At 71.0% G+C, this 21,517-nt stretch carries 23 protein-coding genes and 5 pseudogenes; 14 read left to right on the plus strand and 14 right to left on the minus strand.

Features of this window, described 5'->3' with window-relative positions; genetic code table 11:
- Positions 1-46: 46 nt before the first annotated feature.
- The gene (locus B9S58_RS28680) at positions 47-886 is read right to left on the minus strand and encodes an ABC transporter permease (RefSeq protein WP_103534890.1); all 840 of its coding nucleotides are present in this window, start codon (positions 884-886) and stop codon (positions 47-49) included.
- Positions 883-1,971, minus strand: a complete 1,089-nt coding sequence (locus B9S58_RS28685) for an ATP-binding cassette domain-containing protein (protein WP_258045119.1) — start codon at positions 1,969-1,971, stop codon at positions 883-885. Before B9S58_RS28685 ends, B9S58_RS28680 begins: the two co-directional genes overlap by 4 nt.
- Positions 1,972-2,104: 133 nt before the next feature.
- Here B9S58_RS28685 and B9S58_RS28690 point away from each other — a divergent pair, with 133 nt between their 5' ends.
- Both B9S58_RS28690 and B9S58_RS28695 read left to right on the plus strand, forming a co-directional pair.
- Positions 2,105-2,920, plus strand: coding sequence for a TetR/AcrR family transcriptional regulator (locus tag B9S58_RS28690; protein WP_103534892.1), 816 nt, complete (start codon positions 2,105-2,107; stop codon positions 2,918-2,920).
- A gap of 60 nt (positions 2,921-2,980) precedes the next feature.
- Complete coding sequence (locus tag B9S58_RS28695) at positions 2,981-3,382, plus strand: PPOX class F420-dependent oxidoreductase (protein ID WP_103534893.1); 402 nt, start codon at positions 2,981-2,983, stop codon at positions 3,380-3,382.
- Positions 3,383-3,511: 129 nt separating this feature from the next.
- On the opposite strand, the gene B9S58_RS28700 is transcribed toward B9S58_RS28695, so the two are convergent.
- The gene (locus B9S58_RS28700; RefSeq protein WP_103534894.1) at positions 3,512-4,546 is read right to left on the minus strand and encodes a hypothetical protein; all 1,035 of its coding nucleotides are present in this window, start codon (positions 4,544-4,546) and stop codon (positions 3,512-3,514) included.
- Here B9S58_RS28700 and B9S58_RS28705 point away from each other — a divergent pair.
- The gene (locus B9S58_RS28705) at positions 4,545-5,309 is read left to right on the plus strand and encodes a GDSL-type esterase/lipase family protein (protein WP_181009495.1); all 765 of its coding nucleotides are present in this window, start codon (positions 4,545-4,547) and stop codon (positions 5,307-5,309) included. The genes B9S58_RS28700 and B9S58_RS28705 overlap by 2 nt on opposite strands.
- 16 nt (positions 5,310-5,325) lie before the next feature.
- On the opposite strand, the gene B9S58_RS28710 is transcribed toward B9S58_RS28705, so the two are convergent.
- The 3 genes from B9S58_RS28710 to B9S58_RS38240 all read right to left on the minus strand — a co-directional run bounded on the left by B9S58_RS28710 (position 5,326) and on the right by B9S58_RS38240 (position 8,751).
- Positions 5,326-6,951 carry a right-handed parallel beta-helix repeat-containing protein gene (locus B9S58_RS28710; protein WP_103534895.1) on the minus strand — a complete coding sequence of 542 codons (1,626 nt, stop codon included), beginning with the start codon at positions 6,949-6,951 and terminating at the stop codon, positions 5,326-5,328.
- 234 nt (positions 6,952-7,185) lie between these two features.
- The gene (locus B9S58_RS28715; RefSeq protein WP_103534896.1) at positions 7,186-7,827 is read right to left on the minus strand and encodes a TetR/AcrR family transcriptional regulator; all 642 of its coding nucleotides are present in this window, start codon (positions 7,825-7,827) and stop codon (positions 7,186-7,188) included.
- Positions 7,828-8,445: 618 nt separating this feature from the next.
- Positions 8,446-8,751 carry a hypothetical protein gene (locus B9S58_RS38240; protein ID WP_181009496.1) on the minus strand — a complete coding sequence of 102 codons (306 nt, stop codon included), beginning with the start codon at positions 8,749-8,751 and terminating at the stop codon, positions 8,446-8,448.
- A gap of 22 nt (positions 8,752-8,773) precedes the next feature.
- Here B9S58_RS38240 and B9S58_RS28720 point away from each other — a divergent pair, with 22 nt between their 5' ends.
- From B9S58_RS28720 to B9S58_RS28730, 3 genes are all read left to right on the plus strand, one after another.
- Positions 8,774-9,121 carry a hypothetical protein gene (locus tag B9S58_RS28720; RefSeq protein WP_146063580.1) on the plus strand — a complete coding sequence of 116 codons (348 nt, stop codon included), beginning with the start codon at positions 8,774-8,776 and terminating at the stop codon, positions 9,119-9,121.
- 145 nt (positions 9,122-9,266) lie between these two features.
- Positions 9,267-9,965, plus strand: coding sequence for a polysaccharide deacetylase family protein (locus tag B9S58_RS28725; RefSeq protein WP_103534926.1), 699 nt, complete (start codon positions 9,267-9,269; stop codon positions 9,963-9,965).
- 161 nt (positions 9,966-10,126) lie between these two features.
- Positions 10,127-10,912, plus strand: a complete 786-nt coding sequence (locus B9S58_RS28730; protein ID WP_103534927.1) for an SAM-dependent methyltransferase — start codon at positions 10,127-10,129, stop codon at positions 10,910-10,912.
- On the opposite strand, the pseudogene B9S58_RS28735 reads toward B9S58_RS28730, so the two are convergent.
- Positions 10,885-11,963: pseudogene (locus tag B9S58_RS28735) on the minus strand (hypothetical protein). The gene B9S58_RS28730 and the pseudogene B9S58_RS28735 overlap by 28 nt on opposite strands.
- Before the next feature lie 218 nt (positions 11,964-12,181).
- Between B9S58_RS28735 and B9S58_RS38525 the strand changes: the two are divergent.
- Positions 12,182-12,433 (plus strand): annotated as a pseudogene (locus tag B9S58_RS38525) (type II toxin-antitoxin system Phd/YefM family antitoxin); the annotation flags it as partial.
- A 186-nt stretch (positions 12,434-12,619) separates the two neighbouring features.
- Positions 12,620-12,715 (plus strand): annotated as a pseudogene (locus tag B9S58_RS39550) (type II toxin-antitoxin system RelE/ParE family toxin); the annotation flags it as partial.
- A gap of 10 nt (positions 12,716-12,725) precedes the next feature.
- Here B9S58_RS39550 and B9S58_RS39555 read toward each other — a convergent pair.
- Positions 12,726-13,125, minus strand: a pseudogene (locus B9S58_RS39555) (hypothetical protein).
- A gap of 109 nt (positions 13,126-13,234) precedes the next feature.
- On the opposite strand from B9S58_RS39555, the gene B9S58_RS28750 reads away from it, so the two are divergent.
- Both B9S58_RS28750 and B9S58_RS28755 read left to right on the plus strand, forming a co-directional pair.
- The gene (locus B9S58_RS28750) at positions 13,235-14,053 is read left to right on the plus strand and encodes a helix-turn-helix transcriptional regulator (protein ID WP_103534898.1); all 819 of its coding nucleotides are present in this window, start codon (positions 13,235-13,237) and stop codon (positions 14,051-14,053) included.
- The gene (locus B9S58_RS28755; protein WP_103534899.1) at positions 14,050-14,289 is read left to right on the plus strand and encodes a DUF397 domain-containing protein; all 240 of its coding nucleotides are present in this window, start codon (positions 14,050-14,052) and stop codon (positions 14,287-14,289) included. Before B9S58_RS28750 ends, B9S58_RS28755 begins: the two co-directional genes overlap by 4 nt.
- Before the next feature lie 503 nt (positions 14,290-14,792).
- Here B9S58_RS28755 and B9S58_RS40055 read toward each other — a convergent pair.
- Positions 14,793-15,335 (minus strand): annotated as a pseudogene (locus B9S58_RS40055) (histidine kinase); the annotation flags it as partial.
- Between the two features lie 253 nt (positions 15,336-15,588).
- Between B9S58_RS40055 and B9S58_RS38250 the strand changes: the two are divergent.
- The 4 genes from B9S58_RS38250 to B9S58_RS28770 all read left to right on the plus strand — a co-directional run bounded on the left by B9S58_RS38250 (position 15,589) and on the right by B9S58_RS28770 (position 16,916).
- Positions 15,589-15,726 carry a hypothetical protein gene (locus tag B9S58_RS38250; RefSeq protein ID WP_181009498.1) on the plus strand — a complete coding sequence of 46 codons (138 nt, stop codon included), beginning with the start codon at positions 15,589-15,591 and terminating at the stop codon, positions 15,724-15,726.
- Positions 15,727-15,826: 100 nt separating this feature from the next.
- Complete coding sequence (locus B9S58_RS39565) at positions 15,827-15,985, plus strand: hypothetical protein (RefSeq protein WP_258045114.1); 159 nt, start codon at positions 15,827-15,829, stop codon at positions 15,983-15,985.
- Positions 15,986-16,050: 65 nt separating this feature from the next.
- On the plus strand, positions 16,051-16,281 hold the full coding sequence (locus tag B9S58_RS39570; protein WP_258045115.1) for a hypothetical protein: 231 nt from the start codon (positions 16,051-16,053) through the stop codon (positions 16,279-16,281).
- Positions 16,282-16,499: 218 nt separating this feature from the next.
- Positions 16,500-16,916, plus strand: a complete 417-nt coding sequence (locus tag B9S58_RS28770; protein ID WP_103534900.1) for a DUF6336 family protein — start codon at positions 16,500-16,502, stop codon at positions 16,914-16,916.
- A 102-nt stretch (positions 16,917-17,018) separates the two neighbouring features.
- On the opposite strand, the gene B9S58_RS28775 is transcribed toward B9S58_RS28770, so the two are convergent.
- The 5 genes from B9S58_RS28775 to B9S58_RS28800 form a co-directional block, all read right to left on the minus strand.
- Entirely contained in the window at positions 17,019-17,609 is a 591-nt protein-coding gene (locus tag B9S58_RS28775) for a hypothetical protein (protein WP_103534901.1), read from the minus strand.
- Positions 17,606-19,426: an alpha/beta hydrolase gene (locus tag B9S58_RS28780; RefSeq protein ID WP_103534902.1), complete on the minus strand. Its 1,821-nt coding sequence runs from the start codon at positions 19,424-19,426 to the stop codon at positions 17,606-17,608. Before B9S58_RS28780 ends, B9S58_RS28775 begins: the two co-directional genes overlap by 4 nt.
- Positions 19,423-19,854, minus strand: a complete 432-nt coding sequence (locus tag B9S58_RS28785) for a hypothetical protein (RefSeq protein ID WP_103534903.1) — start codon at positions 19,852-19,854, stop codon at positions 19,423-19,425. The genes B9S58_RS28780 and B9S58_RS28785 overlap by 4 nt, the downstream gene beginning before the upstream one ends.
- 491 nt (positions 19,855-20,345) lie before the next feature.
- Entirely contained in the window at positions 20,346-20,954 is a 609-nt protein-coding gene (locus B9S58_RS28795) for a bifunctional 2-polyprenyl-6-hydroxyphenol methylase/3-demethylubiquinol 3-O-methyltransferase UbiG (RefSeq protein WP_258045116.1), read from the minus strand.
- 19 nt (positions 20,955-20,973) lie between these two features.
- The gene (locus tag B9S58_RS28800; RefSeq protein WP_258045117.1) at positions 20,974-21,426 is read right to left on the minus strand and encodes a hypothetical protein; all 453 of its coding nucleotides are present in this window, start codon (positions 21,424-21,426) and stop codon (positions 20,974-20,976) included.
- Positions 21,427-21,517: the final 91 nt, after the last annotated feature.

The following is a 21,517-nucleotide window of genomic DNA, read 5'->3' on the forward strand; positions in this document are numbered from 1 at the left end:
CCCCGCCCCGCTCCCCTCAGGCCTCACCGGCTCAGGCGTCAGGCCCTCACCGGCTCAGGCGCTGGAAGCGGCGGACCGCCAGCGGGAGGAATACCAGCGTGATCACGGTCGGCCACACCACGGCCATCAGCAGGGCGTGCTCCTCCACCCAGGTGCCGCCGCCCGCCACCGGATTGCCGAACAGTTCGCGGGTGGCCGTCGCGGTCGAGGAGATCGGGTTCCAGGCCGCGATGGTGCCCAGCCAGCCCGGCATCAGGGACGGGGCCACGAAGGTGCTGGAGATCATGGTGATGGGGAAGGCGACCGCGTACAGGCCGCCCGCCGCCTCCGGGGTGGGGACCAGCATGCCGAGCCAGACGCCCACCCAGATCAGACTGAACCGCAGCAGCAGGAGCAGCCCGAAGGCCCCGAGGGCGGCCGGCGCCCCGCCGTCCGCGCGCCAGCCGATCAGCAGCGCGGTGACGGCCAGGATGGTCAGTTCGGCGGCGGCCACCACCAGGTCGGCCGCCCCGCGTCCGGAGCCGAAGGCGGAGGGGGCCATCGGCATGGACCGGAAGCGGTCGACGACTCCCTTGTCGGCATCGGTGACCACGGCCACGGCGGTGTTCATGAAACCCATGGCCATGGTCATGGCGAACATGCCGGGCATCAGGAACGCCCGGTAGTCCCCGCCCCCGGGCACCTTCATCGCGCTGCCGAAGACATACCCGTACAGCAGGACGGAGAGGATCGGGAAGCCGAGCTGCCAGACGACGGCGGAGGGGTGGCGCTGGTAGTGGGTGAGGGTGCGGCGGGTGATGTTCCAGCAGTCGGAGACCGCCCAGTAGGCGAGGCCGTGTTCGCGGCCCCCGCCGGTCACCGCGGGCTTCTGTTCGAGCGTGGTCATGCTGCCGCCGCCTCTCGTACGTCGCGGTTCTCGGTGGTGTCGCGGCTTTCGGTGATGTCGTGGCTCTCGGAGTCGCCGGCCGCGCCGTGTCCCGTCAGGCGCAGGAACACGTCGTCCAGGCTCGGCCGGCGCAGCCCGATGTCCTCCACCGCGATCCCGTCGTCCTGAAGGCTCCGGGCCACCTCGGTCAGCGCGGCCACCCGGTCGGCGACCTGGGCGTGCACCCGGCGGGCGGGGGCGTCGGTGACGACGAGCCCGCCGCCGGCCACCCGGCCGACGGTCCTCGCGACCGCCGCGAGGTCCCCCGCGTCGGCGGCCACCACCTCGATCCGGTCGCCGCCGACCCGGTTCTTCAGCGCGTCCGGGGTGTCGTCGGCGATGGCCCGCCCCCGGTCGATGACGGTGACGTGCGAGGCGAGGCGGTCCGCCTCGTCGAGGTACTGCGTGGTCAGCAGCACCGTCGTACCGCCTGCCACCAGGGCCCGGACCGCGTCCCAGACCTCGCCCCGGCCGCGCGGGTCGAGCCCGGTCGTCGGCTCGTCCAGGAAGAGCACGTCGGGCGAGAGGATCATCGAGGAGGCGAGGTCGAGCCGTCGCCGCATGCCGCCGCTGTACTCCTTGGCGCCCTGGTCGGCCGCCTCGGCCAGGGCGAACCGTTCCAGCAGCTCCCCGGCGCGCTGCCGGGCCCGGCGGTTTCCCAGGTGGAAGAGCCGCCCGAACATCTCCAGGTTCTGCCGCCCGGTGAGACCTTCGTCGACGGCCGCGTACTGGCCGGTGAGCCCGATCCGGCTCCGTACGCGGCGGGGTTCGCGCGTCACGTCGAGCCCCGCGACCTCGGCCCGGCCCGCGTCGTACCGCAGGAGCGTGGCGAGGACCCGCACGGCGGTGGTCTTGCCGGCCCCGTTCGGGCCGAGCAGGCCGTGGACGGTGCCGGGGCGGACGGCGAGGTCTAATCCGTCGAGCGCCCGCTTCTCCGCCGCCCCCTTCCCCCGGCCCCGGTAGCGCTTCACGACCCCCTCGGCGAGCACCGCGTACCCGGACGCGGGCCCCGGCCCGGCCCCACGCATGGACGTAGGCATGGGCATGGGCATGGCACGACTCCCTGATTCTCCGACTGACCGGAAGTTAACTGAGTACACCGTACCCCACACTGAGTACGGTGTACTTCTATACGGGTACGGTGTACCCATCCCTGTTCCGGAGCACTACGCTGGCCCCATGACGAGAGACGGATCGACAGCGGCGACGGACGGCACGGCCACCGGGAGCGGCGACATCGCGCGCAGCCTGGAGCTCCTGTGGGGCACCGGGGAGCGCCCCAGCCGCGGCCCCAAACCGGGCCTCACGCTGGACCGGATCGTCACGGCCGCCATCGCCGTCGCGGACGCGGAAGGGCTGGCCGCCGTCTCCATGCGCCGGCTCTCCACCGAGCTCGGCACGGGCACGATGTCGCTCTACCGGTACGTCCCCGGCAAGGCCGAACTTCTCGACCTGATGCTCGACCGGGTGCTGGGCGAGCCGCTGTCCGCCGCGCCCGACCGTCCCGCCGACGGCGACGACGACGTGCCCGAGGACTGGCGGGCGGCGATCAACACCATGGCCCGGACCTACCTGGACAACCTGCGCCGCCACCCCTGGCTGCTGAAGATCAACCAGGCCCGTACGGTGCTCGGCCCCAGCGCCCTGCGCGGTCTGGAACTCTCCCTCACCGCGCTGCGCTCCATGGGGCTGCGCGACCCCGAGCTGATCGGCGTGATCATCACGGTCAACAGCTTCGTGGAGGGCCTGGCCCGCACGCGGGGGGACGCGGCGGAGGCGGTGGCGCAGACCGGGCTGAGCGACGAGGAGTTCTGGGACAGCCAGCGCCCCTACCTGGAGCGGGCCATGCTCAGCGGCGCGTACCCGATGATGGCGGGGATGGCCGAGGACACCTTCAGCTCCGAGTTCGACCACTTCGAGTTCGGGCTGCAACGGCTGATCGCCGGTTTCGCGGCCCTGGTCGCGGAGCGGGCGGCAGACCGAGCGACAGGGTGAGCGACGAACCGGGCAGCGCACGGAAGTGACAGCGCCCCCGGCCCGTGCGCCAATGGATATATGGACGCCAGCCCGGAGCTCGCTCCTTTCGTGAAGCAGTACGCCGTCCTGCTGAGCACTCACCGGCAGGACGGGACCCCCGTCGACACCCCGGTCAACATCGCCGTCGAGGGCGATCACGCGTTCATCCGCACGTTCTCCTCCGCCTGGAAGGTCGAGCGGATGCGCAACCACCCGCAGGTGGAGCTCGCCCCCTGCACGATCCGGGGCAGACCCACCGGACCGCAGATCAGGGCGCACGCACGGCTGCTGCGGGCGGGCACGAAGGAGAACACGCACGCGGCGCGGATGCTGTCGCGGAAGTACCCGGTCGTGCAGGGCGTGCTCGTCCCGCTGGCGCACCGGCTGAAGCGGGACCGGACGCTGCACTACGAGGTGTGGCCGGTGACGGAGGACACCTGAGCACCGGACCCGGAGCGCGGAACCCGGAGCAGGGGCCCGGGCCGGGCTCCCGCCCTGTCCGCTCCCTGTCCGCTCCCTGTCCGCTCCCCGTCCGCTCACTGTCCGCGGCGGCGCTTCAGGGTCCGCTCCCTACCCGCGTCGGCGCTTCAGCGCGAGCCAGAGGACCGCCGCCCCGACGACGACGGCGGCCCCCAGGGCCACATTGCCGTCGCGGCCCCCGGCCTCGCCGCCGCCCTTCGCGGCAGACCCGGACCCCTCGTCGGAACCGGAACCGGAATCCGCACCGGACCCCGAACCGCTCCCCGGACCGCCCTCCACCTCCACCCGGACGACACCGCTGCGCGCCCCCTCCGAGCCGAACATCAGGGCCGAGCCGTCCGCCGTGTACGTCACGGACTCCGCCTGCCGCTGGAACGGGGCTCGGACCGGCCGGTCCTCACCGAGGCGGCCCTTCTCGAAGACGTACTCGCGGGCGCTGAAGTACGAGCGCAGCACCAGCCGGGTCCCGTCGGGCGAGAAGGCCCCGTCCGTCACCCACGGCACCTCGTCCACCCGCCGGAACACGTTCGTGGAACCGGTGGTCAGCTTCGCCGGGCCTTCGTAGAGGCCGCCGCCGTCCTCGTTCTTGGAGGCGATGTAGGCGCGGCCGGTCTTCGGGTGGACCATCAGCGCCTCGGCGTTGCGGGCCCCGTCGGCGTACTTCACGTCGTACTGGACGGCGGTGACCGTGGCGTCCTGGAGCGTCTTGGGCTCGGGGAAACGGTAGATCCAGACATGACTCCAGGTGCCGTCCAGGTTGTCCCCGATGTCACCTACGTAGATGTCGCCGTCCGGCCCGATCGAGATGCCCTCGACGTCCCTCGGCTCCCCCACGCCGCTCATGGTGATGGTGGCGAGGGTCTTCCCGGTCCGGGAGTCGACGGCGAAGACGTAGGGGCCGTCGTCGCTGTCGTTGTGCGTCCAGTAGACGCCGGGGTGCGCACGGCTGGCGGCCAGGCCGCTGGACTCGGTGACGCGGGGGTCCTCGATCGTGAAGTCACGGTCGGGCCGCCCGTCGTCGGCCACGGCCGGACCGGCCCCGGCGAACAGCGGGACAAGGACCGCGAGGGAGGCGGCGAGAGCGGCGGCGGCGCGGCCCGCCGGGCCGTTCGGATACGAGCGCATGGCTCAAGTGTCCATCGTCACGTCGCAGGCCGGAGCCGTGATCGGCCATGATGACGCCATGCGTTTCCTCTTCGTCGGTGATTCCATGACCATCGGGCACGCCGGCGACTTCACCTGGCGCTACCGGATGTGGCGGCACCTGGAGGCGTTCCCCGGCCTCCCGTACGAGATCGTCGGGCCGCGCTCGACGCTGTACGACACCGAGGCGAACGCCCCGCTCTCCCACGCGTACGCCGACCCGTCCTTCCCGCCCGCCGCCCGCCGGCACCTGTCCGGCTGGGGCGAGGGCTGGCTGCACATGGCACCGGTGATCGCGGACGCGGTACGCGAGACGGAGGCGGACGTCCTGCTGGTCTCGCTCGGCCTGATAGACCTCGGGTTCTACACGGACGCCGAACAGACGGCGGCCAACGCCCGCGCGTTCGTCACATCGGCGCGCACGGCCAACCCGCGCGTCCGCATGTTGCTGCTCCCGGTGATACCGAACGTCCGGGCCGAGACGGACGCCCCGTTCGCCGATTCCTGCGCACACTTCAACGAACTCCTCGCCAAGGCCGTCGCCGACCTCGACACCGCGTCCTCTCCGCTCCTGCTGGCCTCGCACCCCACGGCGTACGACATCCACACGGACACGTACGACGGAACGCACCCGGGTCCGACCGGCGAGCACCTCCTCGCCGCCGCCTTCGCCGACGCGATGCACCAGGCGTGGGGGCTGGGCGGCCCGTACGCCGATCGCCACGCTCCGGCGCGGGCTGCCTGAGCCGGCAGGCCATCGGTCAGCCGAGGTTTCCGTCTCCCAGGGTCGCCGTGCCGCGGTCGCTGACCGCGGTGCCCCAGCCGCGCAGGTCGTTCCCGGTGATCCAGGCACCCCGGCTGCCGGCCATCACCCCCACCCCGGCCTCGGCGCCTCCCCCCTCGCCGACCCGGGCGACGTTGCCCTGGACCGACACGTTCACCGCGTTGCCGCCGATCCGGACCGCGTAGCTCCCGGCCTGACCACCCGTGCCCGCGCCGGTGATCCGGTTGTCGCGGACGGCGGCTTCGGAGGAGGCCACCGAGATCCCGTTGCGGGTCGCGCCGAGCACGGTGTTCTGGGCGATGACGGCCTCGGTCGATCCGGTGTCGACACCGATGCCGTCACCTTCGACGTCCGACAGGTGGTTGCCGGTGATCAAAGCGTGCGGGGACCGCTGCACCTGGATGCCCTGGCAGTTGCCGCCGGACGGGTGGCGGGTCGTGGTGACGATGTTGCCGGTGATCGACGCCCCGTCCGTGTGGCTGACGTAGATCGCTGTCTCCCCGTTCGTCGCGCGGATGAGGTTGCCGCTGACAGCCACCGAACTGTTACGGCCCGCACCCGAGTTCGACACCACGATGCCGCCGCCGGAGCCCGTGCCGCGAATCGTGTTGCCGGTGACGGCGATGTCCTGGAGCGCGTTTCCCGAACCCGAACTGACGTAGACGCCGTGGACGGCCGCGGAGTCGATGGAGTTGTCGGCGATCACCGACTGCTGCCAGTCGGTGGCGCGGACGCCATAGGCGCCGCTGCTCTCCACGCGGTTGGCCAGCACGCGGATGTTCCGGTGAACCGGCCGGTGCGCGTCGCCGGTCGCGACGTAGTGGTCCCCGCACAGGGCGTCGTACGGGGAGTTGACGGCGGGCCGGGAATTGCGCATCACACACCCCGTGATCAGGACGTCCTCGCAGGGGGTGCCGTCGAATTCCGGGGCGGGCAGATTGGCGGCGTTGGTCGCGCCGGTGATCTGCACGGCCTCCAGCCGGTTCGGCACGGTCGGAGTGCCGGTCCCGGCGTACACGCCGTCGAAGAGGCAGTCGACGATCCGGGCACGCCGCACCGCGTTGAGCTCGATCGCGTGGGCTCGGGGCACATCGAGAACGGTCACGTCCCGGACGGTGAACCCGTCGGCGTGCGTGAACACGAAGGCGGGGCACGTCGAGGTGAACCGGCTGCCGCGCATGTCCCACGTACCGCCGAAGACGGATATGTTCCCGGCGCCCCCGTAGCCGGCGACCGCGGGCATGCCGCTGGTGTAGTTCTTGATGAGGGCCGAGGTGTTGCCCGTACGGAACAGCCGGGCCCCGTGCGCCCGCACGGTCATGCCGGGCCCGAGCAGCAGAGATTCCCCGAGCGCGTATGAACCGGGCGGCACCAGCAGTGCCGCACCGCCGCCGACCACGGCCCGCGCGTCGGCGAGCGCGTTCCGGAACGCCGCGGTGTCGTCGGCCACGCCGTCCCCGACCGCGCCGTAGGCCCGGACATCGAAGACAGGGCCCGCCGCCGCTGCCGGTGCGGCGGCGGCCGTCCCGGCGGTCGCCAGGTGCGCCGCGCCGGCCCCGCCGAGGAGTCCACCAGTAGCCAGCATCAGGGCGCGTCTGTCCATGGTTCGTCCGTCCATCGGTGAGCGGGTGCTGGCGGGGGCCGGGGCCCGGCACCCTGCTGACGCCGAAGGCGCACCCGCGCGGGGAACGTTACCGGTGCAGGCGGCTCCTCACGGCTGTGGCCGGCACCCTGGCCCGCGGAACTCGCCCAGCGCGGTGCGGTGTCCGCGACGGGGTCCTGCCAGGGCTGAGTGTCCGCACCCCGTGGCGCCGACGCGTCGGCGCCAGGGGAAGGCTCACCCCTCCGGCCGCGCCCCCAGCATCGACAGCGCCAGTTGGGTCAGCTCCCCCGAGACCTCCCCGGGGTGGGCCCGGCGGCTGCGGCGGGTGTGGTGGGCCATCAGCTCGTGGACCGTGCCGACCATCACCATCACGTCGACCCGGTGGTCCCGGTCCTCCGCCTCCCCGCGCTCCACCGCCCGCTCGGCCTCCCCGGTCAGGAACTCCGTCCACAGCGCCCGCCAGAGCTTGCAGTGCTCGTCCACCACAGCGCTCACGCCCAGCACCTCGACGAACGTCACGCGGGCCTCGCGCGGATCGCGGGTGACGGCCTCCACGTACGCGTCGAAGAGGCGCCGGACCCGCTCCGCGATCGAGCACTCCTCGATGCTTTCGGCCAGCAGGGCGCTTTCCGCCGCCCGCAGCCCGGTCGTCGTGACCCGGTTGTGGAGGGCGATGAGCAGCCCCTCCTTGGAGCCGTACTCCTGGCGCAGCACCTCGACCGGCACTCCGGCCGCCTCGCACACATCGTGCTCGGCGGTCGCCCGGTACCCGTTGATGCCGTACAACTCCCTGGCCGCTTCCAGAAGCTGTTCCCGCGCCTGCGTGCGCGCGGCGTCCCCGGGCGCGGCCCGTTGAACCGTCCAGCTGTCCGCCACCGGTCCTCCTTGAGCGCAAGGTGCGGGAGAGGGGCCTGCGCGCCTCTGCACGAACCGCCGCCCCATTGTGCTCGCCCCACCGCCGTCCCGACGGCCGCGCCACACCCGAACGGGGGAATACCCGCACGCGGAAACGCTTCTTCTTTGCGCGCCCCGGATGCGCCCCTCACTCACCCCGTACCCGACCCACGAGAGCACCGCCGGGGCACCTCCCCCGCCCCTCCTCTGCCGCGAACCCCGCGTTGAACGCGTTCAAACAACTCTGGCGCGATGGCCACAGCTGCCGCCCCACCCGGGCGTGCCGCGTACATCACCGTGCGCGAGGGGGACTGAACGGTGGAGAAGAAGCGGCCCATGGACTGACTCTGCTGCTTTCCGCGGCGATCCTGTTGCTGGAGGCGACGCTCGCACTCGTCGTGGCCGTCCTGTACGGCCTGACGCAGGAGTCGTGGGCCATGACCCCGACCGGCGGCTCCCCGCTCTCCGTAATCAGGAGGGGGGTTCACATCAGTGATCCTCGGTTGCCGCCCGCGTACGGGTCAAAGCGGTACGCGAACGGGGCGCGCCGCCGGCAGCGGGCGGGAAAAAGCCTGACGGCAGCGGCGGGCGAGGGTCCGCTCAGGAGCAGTTCCACTGGCGCGCGAGAGCGACGGGCGCGAACCGTGAGCAGTCATGGGTGGCCGGGAACGTGTCGGAACGGACGAACCGCCACCCGGCACTCGGGGTGGACCGGAAGAACTGCAGGCCCGAGCCCTCGTCCTGGAGGTGGACCAGGTCGTCGCCCGTCGCACCGACGCCGGCTTCGAAGCGGACGGCCGCGTACAACGTGGTGCCACAGCTGCCGTAGTAGAAGTTGCCGGGCTTCGGCTGGATGTGACTGATTCCCTTGGAGTGCGCCCAGACCCGGGTCACAGCGGACTTCACGTCGACGGGAAGCGTCAGGTTCGTGCACGCGGCGGCACTCGGAGCCAACGTCGGCTCCGAGGTCGGAGTGGGAGTGGTAGTCAGCGTCAGCGTCGGGGTCGGCATCGGCGTCGGCGTCGAGAAGTCGGCTTTCGCTGTGGCGGTGGAGGCCGGAGAGCCGCTCGCCACCGCACCCGGGTCGGCGGATGCCGCGACCGCCCGGGCGTCTGCCGGTGCCGATGAGGCCGCGTACGAGGCGGATCCCGATGCGCTCCGGGCGGACGTGGGCTCGGCGCTCGTGTTCACCGCCGAGTCGGACCCGTTGTCACAGGCCGCCAGGCCCGAACAGGCTGCGATCACCAGTGCGGCGGTGGACACAGCCGGTCGATAGTCGAACAACGTGAGTCCCCCTGCCGATGCGATGGCGCATTTTCGCCGGAGATCATCACCCTGCGTCTCGTCCACGGCCTGCCGTGCCGCCGCCTCTTCCGACACGGACCTTGACACCGCGATTGGTCTGGACCAAGGCTGCGTACATGCCAAGACCCTCCAGCGCGACCCTCGCCACCTTCGCAGCGATGTCGACCATCCTGACTCTCGCCGGGCCCGCGCAGGCGGCCAGGACGTCCTCGTGGCCGGAGCCGGTCCCGGTCGTCACGCGCATCGACACACAGGACCCCGTCGTCTTCATCACCCTCGACGACGGCTGGAATCACGACTCCGCGGCCCAGCGCCTCCTGCTGGAGCGACGGATACCGGCATCGCTCTTCATCAACCCGATGCACTACTCCTGGGACAAGAAGTACTACCAGGACCTGCTCAACCACGGGCCGTCCCGGATGGAGAACCACACCCTCAACCACGTCGACCTGCCCGGGCTCAGCCCGCAGGAGCAGCGGGCGGAGATCTGCGGCGCCCGCGACCGGAATCTGGCCGCGTTCGGGGACAGCCCCCAGCTGTTCCGGCCGCCGTCCGGCCGGTACGACGAGGAGACCCGCCGCGCCGCTCGGGCCTGCGGCGCGAAAGCGCTGGTCACCTGGACGTACAACGCCACGGACGCGCCCTGGAACCCGAACCCGGAGCTGCCGGAACTCCGACCGGGCGACATCATCCTGCTGCACCTGGACACCACGGCGGAAGCGGACCTGCGACGCGTCCTGGACGCGGTCGACGCGTCGGGACTACGGCCCGCGCAGCTCCGCGACTACGCCCCGGACCGAGCGCCCTCCCCCTGAGCCTCCCCCTGAGCCTTCCGCGCTGCCCCGGCCGGTGCCGGGGCAGCCACCGGGCCTCCAGGGCCACAAGCCCTCAACTCCCCCTCCGGCACCGTGGTCGCTGTGGCAGACTGCGTCGACTGAACTGAATTGGTCCACACCACGTGTATCTGGAGTCCGGCATGACGGCACAGGCGCCTCACCCCCCGATCGACACCAGCAAGCCCCACTCGGCCCGGGTCTACGACGCGCTGCTCGGCGGCAAGGACAACTACCCGGTGGACCAGCAGGTGGCCGAACTCCTGCCCGCCGAGGCGAAGATCGGCGCCCGCCAGCAGCGCGCCTTCATGAACCGCGCGACGGCCTGGCTGACGAGCGAGGGCGTGACGCAGTTCCTTGACATCGGAACGGGCATCCCCACCACGCCGAACCTGCACCAGGTGGCCCAGGAGATACACCCCTCCGCCCGGGTCGTCTACTGCGACAACGACCCCATCGTCCTGCGCCACGCGGAAGCGCTGCTGATCAGCCGGCCGGAGGGCGTGACGGACTACGTGCACGCCGACGTCCGGGAGCCCGCGATCATCCTCGACGCGGCCCGCGAGACCCTGGACTTCGACCGCCCGATCGCCCTGTCGCTCCTCGGCCTCCTCCACTTGCTGTCGGACGCCGAGGACCCGATCGGCATCGTCCGTACGTTCACGAACGCCATGGCGCCCGGCAGTTACGTCGCGCTGTCCCATGGCGCGTCCGACGTGAACGAGGAGATCGCGCAGCAGAGCGAGAACGAGTACAAGAAGGGCGGCATCCAACTCGCCCTGCGGACCCGCGAGGAGTTCTCCCGGTTCTTCGAGGGCCTGGAGATCACCGCCCCCGGCCTGGTGAAGGCCCCGGAATGGTTCAACGGCACCCCCGCGCCCACCCAGGAGTACAGCGGCATCTACGTGGCGGTGGCCCGGGTCCCGTAACCGGAAGCCTCCTCGGCGAACCCAAGGCCCACTCCCTCGGCGGCGCGCTCCCGCCAGGACGGCGGCGGAGGCGCGGGGTCGGCCTCGGCACGGGCCAGCAGCTCGACCGCTCGGGCGCGTCGCTCCTCACGGCAACAGGGCCAGCAGGTGGTGACCCACGACTCGTGCGGCCGGAACATGTGCTCCTGGCCGGGCCCGTCGCAGGCGATCAGGGGCAGGGGCGGCGGCGCGGACTCCGCCGCCGCCACCAGGTCCGCCGTCTCCTCCGGGGGCGCGGGCAGCTTCTCCACCAGCCGGTGCTCCAGGAACCCGAAGGCGGTACGCACTCCTTCCTCCGGCAGCGCGCTGCTCAGCGCCAGCCGCAGGTCTCCGGCGCTGCCCCCCGCCGCAGCCACTCGGCGGCGAGCACGGCGAGCTTGCGGGCCTCACGCACACCTAGCGAGAGCTCACGCGCCCTGTGCCGCAGCGAGAGCAACACGCGCTCGGCGAGCAGCAGCACTTCCTCCCGCACAGGCGCCTGCTGCCGCTCCTCTTCCCCTTCCTCCTCCTCAGCCGCTTCGGTGGGTGGGTGGGAAGAGTTCTCGCCCTGTTCTTCGTCTGCGGGTAATTGACCACCGGCCGTCCGGCCGGTCGGCTCACCGACCGTCGGAGAGTGCGCACCCGGAGCGGGCCACGCGTCCGTGGCGGTGGAAGCGCCCACGTTCCCGTACCCGTCGACGGGAACACCGGCACGGAGACGGGCCGCCTGACCCTCCGTCAGCGGCTGGTTGCCGAAAACCTGGACGGTCCGCCAGCGCCCGCCGGCGATGGGCTCCCGCTTCTCGTGGACGTACCCGTACGTCACGAGGTCGGCCTTGGCCTTCTGGTAGGCGCGACCGGTCATACGCAGAGCACGGGCGTGCTCGCCCAGAGCCTTGTCGCGGTCCTCTTCGGGCAGCCCCTGGATGTAGAGGGCCAGGACCTTCGCGTCGCTGCGGATACGGGGATGACGCACGAGGCCGTTGGGGGCCTTCGTGTAGCTCCGAGGGGGCGGGATAACATGCGAAAGCATCGCGGGTGGACTCCTGATCCACTAGTGGTGAAGGCCCTCGGGTCGGTGCTCTAACACCCCCGGGGGCCGCCCTGTGCGCTGCCCAACCCGAGCGCACGGAGCGTGATGTCACGATCACCATACCGCAGAAGGTGACAGCCGCGTCACTTTCCGTCTGCGGCGTGCACTGGCCGCGCATCTGGCACATTGGCCTCATGAGCGAGCCCGTGACCGCCTCCATGGCAGAGGTACGCGAACACCTCACGGACGTCATCGACCGCGCCCGCCGCGACGAGACGCCCACGATCATCACCCGCGAAGGCAAGAGCGAAGCGATCCTGGTGGGCATCGACGAGTACCGACGCCTGCACGAAGCCGCCGAGCGGTACGAGGACGAGTGGCTCAACCGACTCGCCGACAAGGCCGAATCCGAAGGTACCCACGGATCGGTGTCCCTCGAAGAGATGGACGCACTCCTGCGGTCGGCCAACCGCCCCCGGCACCTCCTCACACGGCTCACGACCCACGCCCAGCGGGACCTTCTCGAGATGCCCCTGCCGGAGGCCGGACGTGTCCTCTGCCGCCTGGCAGACGTCCAGGAGGCCATGCGCACAGGGGACCGCATATACGACGTCAAGCCGCTCCGGGGCCATCCCGCACGATAGCGGCTTCGCGTCGGCGACTACCGGGCTGTATACACCGCTGAAGACGGCAAGAACATCTTCTGGGTGCTGGCCGTCGGACATCGGCCCGAAACCTACCCAGCCCTCTGACCTCACTCGCTCACTCCCGCACGGCGCACCCCGCCCGCAGCCAGGCCATCTCGTGCAGCAGTCTGCCGTCCACGAACGGGTCCTGGACGGTGGGCCGTGACCGCCAGTCCAACGGCCAGGTGCCCCCGGCCAGCGCCGGAACCCCGACGAACGCGTCCCCCCCGCGCGCTCCGGCTCATCGCCTCCACCCCGGGAGGCCACCGGTGCCCGGCGGCGGTCCCGGGCGCGAGCAGGAAGTACATGCTGCGCTCGCCGATGCCGGAGCGGACGATGGGCCCGGCGCGGAAGTCGGTGAACTGCATGACCTCGTACGCGATTTCCTCACCGAGCAGCCCGATGGCGCGGACCGCGTCGAAGTGAATGCCGACGTGGCGGAGGGCGTGGCCGGCGGCGGGGATCCAGGACGGCACCGGATCCGGTGAATTTCAGAGTTCCATGCGCTCAGCGTCGCAGCGGACACGTACCGTGACCAGGGTCACAAGCAAGCTGTGGACAGCGGTGTACATACGAGGTGAGCCCGTGCACTCCAGTGATCAGCCCGAAAGCACCGCCGAGATGTTCGGGCTGCTGCTCAGGCACTTCCGCGAACGGTCCGGGCTGTCCCAGGAACAGCTGGGGAAACGGATCGGCTACTCCAAGTCGCAAGTGGCGATGGTGGAACGGGGTGCTCGGCCGCCGAAGGGCGTCTTCGTGCAGCGGGCGGACGAAGTGCTGGGAGCACAAGGTGCACTGATCACCGTCGCGCCGAAGCCACCGAAGAAGCGCAGTCCGCTGCCGGACTGGTTCACGCCCTTCGCGGACGAGGAGGAGAAGGCCTGGGCCCTGCACTCGTACGAGAACCAGGTCATGCCCGGCCTGCTCCAGACGGAGGCGTACGCACGGGCGGTCTTCACGAGCCGGTATCCGAACTACGACGACGAGGAGATCGAGGAGAAGGTCGCCGCGCGGCTCGCACGGCAGAAGCTGCTGTCGCGCAGACCGCTGGCCGACAGCAGCTTCGTCCTGGAGATGATCGTGCTGACCCGGCCCATCGGCGGCCGCCGGGTGATGAAGGCCCAGCTCCACCACCTCGCCGACGTGGCGCGGCTCCGGCATGTGCGGATCCAGTTGATGGACCCGTACCGCGAGGACCACGCGACGCTGGACGGTCCCTTCGTCCTGCTGGAGACCGACAAGCGCCAGCAGCTCGCCTATATCGAGGGGCAGGGCGGCAGCTTCTTCGTCACCGAACATCCGGAGCTGGGGAACCTGTTCGGCAAGTATGGCGTCACGCGGGCCCAGGCATACACTCCGGAGAGGACCCTGGAAACGATCGAGAAGATGGCAGAGGAACTATGAGTACTGGCCTCCACTGGTTCAAGTCCAGCTACAGCGGAAGCGAGGGCGGCAACTGCGTCGAGGTGGCGCTCGCCTGGTCCAAGTCCACCTACAGCGGCCCCCAGGGCGGCGACTGCGTGGAGGTGGCCGCCTGCCTCCACACCGTCCACGTCCGCGACTCCAAGGACCTCACCGTCCCCGCGCTCGCCGTCTCCCCCACCTCCTGGACGTCCTTCGTGGAGTTCGCCGCAGCCTGAGCAACGCTGGACGGTTGTCGCCGGGAGCCGCCTACCCACGCGGCGTGGCGGGCAGGACGGCGGTGAGCCGCCAGCCGCCGTCGCCGTGCGGTCCCGCCGAGGGCCTGTGCGTGCTCGGTGAGAGCGGGGAGGCCGAGGCCGCCCCGGGAGGCACGGCGGCGGGCCGGGGCTCGGGCGCTGCGGTCGTTGGTGACCCGGATCTCCACCGTGGTGGCGGTGGGCACGAACGCGACGGTGGCGCGAAAGGCGTCGGGGGCGTGCCGGCGGATGTTGGTCAGCGCCTCGACGACGATGCGGTAGGCGGCGGTGCCCGCCTCGCGGGAGAGCACCTCCGTAGCCCCCGGGGGCAGGTCCAGATGCGCCTCGGTGGCTCCCGCCGAGGTGAAGTTCTCGATCAGGGACTCCAGTTGGTAGAGGCCGGGGAGCGGCTCGGTACCGGCAGCCTCCGGACCGCGCAGCGTCTCCACCGCCCGGTCCATCGCGGCCAGGGCGCTCAGGCCCGCCTCCTCGATGCGCTCCAGGGCGAGCACCGCCTGGGAGGGGTCGGTGGCGGCGCCGAAGCGGGCCGCCTGGGCCTGGACGACGATCCCGCTGATGTCATGGGCGACGAAGTCGTGCAGGTCGTGGGAGAGCTGAAGACGCTGGGCGCTGCGGGCCTCGGCCACCGCGCTCCGGCGACGCGTCTCCTGGCGGCGGGGGTAGGCGCCGACCGCCACCGCGGCGGCTACGGGCAGAAGCCAGAAGGCGGCGATTCCTACGGACTCCAGGAAGGACTCACCGGCGACCAGCGGCAGCGGCCAGAGGGTCACCGCGAGGGCGGCCAGCGGGAGGGCCGGCCCGAGCTCACGCGGGGCCGACCAGCGGGTGATCACGGCCACGAGGATCAGCAGGAGGGCGGCCTCCGCCAGTTTCCAGCCGGAGCCGAGACCAGCTTTCGGCAGCGCGAAGCTGGTGGTCAGGGAGAGTGCCGCGCACACCGTGGCCGGGCGGGCGAGGCGGCCGAGCCGCTGACGGACTGCGGCACGGGGGCGGGCAACGGCCCACACCAGCGCGCTCGCGGCGGCGAGCGACGGCAGGGCGCCGAGCGCCTAGACGGCCGGGCCGGTTGATTCCCCCATGGTGATCAGCGTACGGGCGTGCGAGGTGGCGGGGCTCTCTGCCGAACGGCATAGACAGGCCGGATGACGGCGCGATCTCCGTGCCGATCGGCGGATGGGATCGGGAGGCGCCGGGGGTGAAGCTTGAGTCGTTCAACCGACCACGGCAACGCAAACGCCCTCCAGATCATGGGAGTTCATCATGCGTAACACCGCAATCGGCGCTACGGCCGTCATCGCCGTCCTCGCCGGACTGGTCACTGCCGGGCCCGCTCCCGAAGCCCCGGCCGCGTCCGCCGGCGCAGCCCGGGGCTGCGATCCTCCGTGGCTGACACCCTGATCGCCGGATCGGCCGGCACAGCCGTACCCCAGGCCCCCGTTCCGTACCCCAAGTCCCCCGTGCCGTCCGCCTGGCGGCGCACGCCGCCGCGCTGACCCTGGTGCCTTCCGGGCTGTGGCGCGTCGCCATCGCCCTGGGCTGGGACTCCGGATTCACCGACGAGTTCCTCCACCCGGGGAACTACCCCGGCCCCGAGTCCTTCTACCTCATCGGCCTCAGCCTGCTGGCCGAGGCATTCGGACTGCTCACCCTGGTCTGATCCACAGATGGGGCGAGGAACTGCCGCACTGAGTACCGTTCCTGGGCGGCCGGAGAATCCCCGTCATGGCGGCGGTGATCCCCGCGTCGCTCGGCGCGGCGCTCGTCACCTTCATCACGGTGACCGGCGCGTTCACCTGGAACGGCGCGGACAACGTGGAAGCCGCCGGGTCCCCCGACGGCTTCCACTACTGGCTGATGACCGCCTGCTATCTACCCCTGCCGGCCTGGGGCCCGCTGCTCGCGGTCGTCACGGTGGCCTACCACCGCCGCCGGCGACCGGGGCGGGGTCGCTGAGTCCCGGCCGGGCCCGGCCAAGGACCTCCCGGGCCCGGCCCATCGGTGGCCGCCGAGTTCGCACGGTGCGGCCACACCACCTCACGTCACCGCACCACCTTGCGTCACCGCACCACCTTGCGTGTCCGGCCCGATTGCGACACCGTGCAGACGCAGCTGATGCCGGTGGACGCGGAGAGCAACCCGGCGCGGCGGTGGTGACGACAGGGAGCACGCGCATGGCCCGCACGAGCAGAGATGCGAACGGGGTACTCGAACCGCGTCTGCGGCTGGGCGGCGTCATGGCGCGCGGCGCGGCGTACGGCGTGGGGGCCACGGTCTGCGTGGTCGCCGCCGCGTTCGTCGTACGGGATCACGACATCCGTGTCGACCTGCTGGAAGCGACCACCTATCTGGGCCTGCTGACCGGCGCGGTCTTCTTGGTGATCGGGCTGTTCTTCTGGGCGTGCAGCCTCGGTGACATCCTGCGCTGGCGTGACTTCTTCACGACGACCGGCCGCTATGACGTGGTCTCCATCGTCGGACCGACCCTGGTCCGCGCCGGTGCGTTCCTGCTGGTTCCTGTTCCGTTCGCCTTCGGCCTGGGCGAACTCGTCACATCGGCGGCGTACGGCTCCTGGCTGTGGGGCGCCTGAGGACTTCCCAGCGCCCGGTGCCTCGGTACGCGCCGTGCCTGCCTCCCTTGAGTACCGGCGGCGTCCGGTTCTCCGAGGAATGCGGCCTCGGCAAGCCAGCGGTCAGGACGAGGGGGTGGGGTCCGGTACCGGGGTCTCGGCCGACCAGAAGTCGGAGCGGACATTGGGGGTGGGGATCTCGCCTTCGTACATGCGGCCGTTCGCCATCTTCGTGGGCGGGGCCACCTTCGACTTGTCCACGCAGGGACTGGTGACCTCGAAGAACGCCTGTCCCTTGTAGCCGAAGTCGACTTGGACGCCGAAGCCGTCCGGGGACGTAGCAATGATCGTGGGCATGTCCCTGCTCGGATTCACCAGGTCGATTCGGTAGCCGCTCGCCTTCCAGAAACGCTCGACCACGCCGAGGAAGTTGCCACGGCGCTGTTCGGAGACGACCGTCATCACGGTCCAGTAGCGCGTCACGTCGCAGCTGCCGGTCGTCGTCGTGTAGTGGACCCACTCAATTTCCGGCTTGATCTCTCCGACCGTCGCGTAGAACATCCCGTCGGCACGCTCCGCCGCTCCCTGCATGTCCATGCCTGCCACTGCCCTCTTCTTGTCCTCGCCACCGCCCAACAGCCCGCACCCGGCGAGCAGCACGCCGACCACGGCCATCGCACAGACCAGACCAATGGTCCGCGTGGTACGCCTCATCGGTGCTCCTCCCTCACGATGGCCTCAGGACTTCCGCCGACAATCCTGGCGATGTTCAACGCCGACACCCGGTCCCGCTCCGGATCGAAGTACTGGGAGTGGGCCTTGAACTTTCCGGCCTCGAGGACCATCCTCGGCCCGTCGTCGACCTGGAAGCGCTGCGCTCCGAAAGCCTCACTCGCCGGGTCCTTGCCGAAGTACAGATCGTCGTTGCCGATGTCGAAGAGGTCGCCTGCCCTTCTGACCCCTTCCGGGCCTCCCACCATCCAGCCGAGCCCGAGGCCGAGCGCCGACTCGCCCTTCGTGGGCAGGTGGGTGACCGGGTCGTTGTCGGCGGCTCCGACGAACACATGGTCCTTGCCCACGCCGAGTTCCGTCGCCTTCTGCGCGTCCACGCCTGGGCTGCCGAGCAGGATCACGTCATCGACTCCCGGGATCCCCCCGGGCTCCTTGGCGGCCGTGCCCACAGTGAGCGAGCCGTAGGAATGCCCGATCGCCGTCACATGCGGGTCCTCGTTCGCGTTCGTCGCCGAGATGCCCGCCATGAACTCGTTGTACGCCGGGGCGCCCCGTTGCGCATCGCCCTTCGACATCACATCCGCGCTCTGCGGGGCGTCGTAACCCAGCCAGATGATCGAGGCGGTGGACGGGTCCACTTTTCGGGCACCGATGGCCGTGTCCTGGGCCCGCTTCAACGTGCCCTCGGCGAAGTCGTCATTGAGCTTCGTACCGAGGCCGGGGACGTACACCGCGACGTGCCTGGACGTATCGGGGTTCCCGTACGAGACGATCGCGCGCCCGTTGCCCTCGTCCCCGATGCCCAGAAGGAACATGGGCGGGTGGCTCGACTCGTTCAGCTTGCCCTGGATCATGCGGAGGGCGTCGAGCTTGGTCCTGGCGTCGTCGCCGTCCTGTCGCGCCACCTCATCGATGAGGACCGGAAGGTAGTTCCGGTTCGCCTCGTCGCGGGAGACCGCCGGGATGCCGTCCAGATCGCCGATCAGATCCGGTGCGACCTTCAGATACTCCTGACGCTGTTCCTCGGCCAGGCCATCCCACCACTTCTTGCGCTCGGCGGGGTCCTTGTCCTGCGGGATGCCTTCGGCGAGGTGCATGCCGGCGGTGGAGCGGACGTCGGCGGTGTCCCGGGCGACGTCCTTCAGCGTGGCCGCGGTGACATCGAGGCCCTTCTCCGCCTTCAGCCCGTTGAGAGTCTTCGCGTACCGGGCGTCGATCTCCCGCGCGGTCCGTACGGCCCGGGCAATACGGTCGGCCACGTCCTGCGCCTTCGCCGCGTTCGGGTTCATCGGCTTGAAGCCCGAGTGGCCGGGGTAGAGGGGCTGCTGCCCCTGCGAGCCGAGGCCTGGCGGTTCCAGCAGGAGGCGGGAGCTGCCTTGGGCCTTGCCCGCCGACGCATCCTGCTTCGCCCCGGTGACATCTTCGACCTCGGCGGCCGGGTAGCTTACGGAACCGTCCTCGTGGACGGTGAAGTTCAGGGAGGCGGCGTCCGCAAGTGCCTGCTTCAACTGGTTCTGAGGCTCGGCGAGATCGCCGGCAAGCCCGTTGAGCGCCGTACGGATGAGCCCGCACTCGGTGTGCACGTATTGGAAGTTGCGGCTGAGTCGCCGGAGCCTGCCGAGGGCCGCCTCCGCCGTATCGCTCTCCTCGGTCTCGCGGAGCTTCGCGGACATCGCGCGGTCGACCCGTGCCCGGTCGGAGGCCGAACGACCGGATACCTCATGCCATTTGTCGCCCGCCTGAGTGAACTCAGAGGTCTTGAGGTCGCGCAGCAGCTGCCAAGTGAGGGTTCCGGTCATCGCTCCCCAGCCCCCTGGCCAGGGACGTGGCCCCCCTTGAAGGACGTCTTGATCGCGGTCTCCGTCTCCCCCATCTCCTTGGCGACTGTCAGCAGGGTGCCTTCGAGCTGCTCGCACTCGTCCCGCACCGCCTGAAGGCGTTCCTCCCAGGACGTCAGCACGCCCTTGAGGGCCGTGACGGAGCTGAGGCCGGCAGCTCCCGTCTCGACGCCCTCGTGGCCGCGCCCAAGCGCCGTCCGGCTCGTCTCCGTCCTGGTCCGCAGATCGTCGGCTGTGCTGGAGGCACTGGTCCAAGGGCCCTTGCTGTAACTGAGGTTCCCTGTTCCGCCGGTGCCGGCCCCGGGGTCGTTGGACGTCGAGGCGAGCCTCATCGCGGGCCCATCGCCGGTCGGTCCGAACAGCTCCTGCCAGCGCTCCGAATAGGACACGACAACTCCCCCGTCTGCCTGCGGTCCGTTTCCGCGCCTCAAGAGGCTACCGCAGGCTACGCACGCGTACGCGATCGGGAACGGTTTCCAGACAAGGAAATGGCTGGACAAACGTGCTGGTCAGGCGCTTGTGCTTGCGTACGCACCGAGTGGAGAGCGCGCTGTGGTCGCGATGTGTTCCGGAACCATGAGCACTGATCTCCACTGGCCGAGTCCGGCTGCGGCGACCCTGAGGGCGGCGGCTGCATGGAGGGCGCCACCTGCCCCCGCACCGTCCACGTCCGGGACTCCAAGGACGTCACCGTCACCGTCACCGTCACCGTCCCGGGCCATGTCGGGACGCTCCGCGTCCGTGCCGCCGCGCCCCGGGCACGTCCTGGTCCCGGTCGGACGGCCTGGCCAGCCCCGGCACCCCGGCCGCCGCACGGCCGGGCCGGGCCGGCCCGCGGCACGACGCCCCGTCCGTGACCGCTGCGGTGCCGTGCGGCACGTCATGCCGACTCGAACACCAGGCGGCTCCAGCGGACGTCGGCACGGCCGTGAAGATCAGCGCGCTCGCCGCGGTGCACTGCCCGCAGCCCGTGTGTACGGGCCAGTCGGACCGTCTCGGCGGCCGACACGTCGAACATGCGACGGCCCTCGGGAACAGGGCCATGACGCAGATTGACGAAGAACCGGCCGCCCGGCACCAGCAACGCGACGATCCTGGCCGTCGCCTTCCGGCGCTCTTCCGCGTCCAGATACATCCACACCGCCGTGGCGAAGACGGCGTCGAAGCGGCCCGGACGCCGGTGCAGCGGCAGGTCCGGAAGCGCGTCGTCGACCCAGTCGACCGCACGGTCTCCATGGATCCGCTGTCCGTGCGCGCGCAGCTCAGCGGTCGGCTCCGCCGCCACTACGCGGTACCCGCGGGCCGCCAACGCTGCGGCGTCCCGCCCGGTGCCCGCGCCCACGTCCAGAATGCGGGCGGGCGCGGCCGGAAGCAGTTCCTGCACATCGCGGTGGACCTCGTCGAAGGTGACCTGCTCGTACTGCACGGCCAGCGCGTCGGCGGCTACGGCATACCCGGTGGTGCTCCTGGCCGGGGCGGTCGCGGTCACGTCCCCGGGAGTCACTTGTTCACCCATGCCAGGAGGTCGGCGACGCCTGGCCGGAGTCAGCCGCGACGGGAAGACCGGCCCCCTGGTCCGGGCTGGTGGACCGCACCAGGGAAACGGGCTCCGTCTGCTGGTCGGAGGCGGTGACGCGGGTGGTCTGACGGGTGAGGCGCAGCCCCATCGTCGTGAGGGCGTCGGTGTCGTGGAGCGCGCACAGGAGCGCGGCCGCGGCCGGAAGCGACAGCGGGTCGGCCGGGCCGATCCCGAGCAGGGCGGCCGCGTCGGGGTCGTCGAGAACAGCCTGTCCTGCGTGGGCGAGCACCTGACGGGGGTCGTCGACGATGAGTTCGTCGATCTGGATCCGCTGGGCGCGGACGCGCAGGTCGAGCGGTCGGGCCGGGGCGGGTCTCGGGGCCCCGACGACGGACCGGAGGTTCGGGCGGGCCGGGTGGGTCGGGTGGATCACGTGGCTCATGGGGTGGGCTCCAGAGAACGGGCCGCCGGAACGACGGGGCGCGGAACGGCAGTGCACGGAACGGCTGGGGCGGGGGAGGTGGAACGGCAGG

It is taken from the genome of Streptomyces sp. SM11, from assembly GCF_002910905.1.
GTDB lineage: Bacteria > Actinomycetota > Actinomycetes > Streptomycetales > Streptomycetaceae > Streptomyces.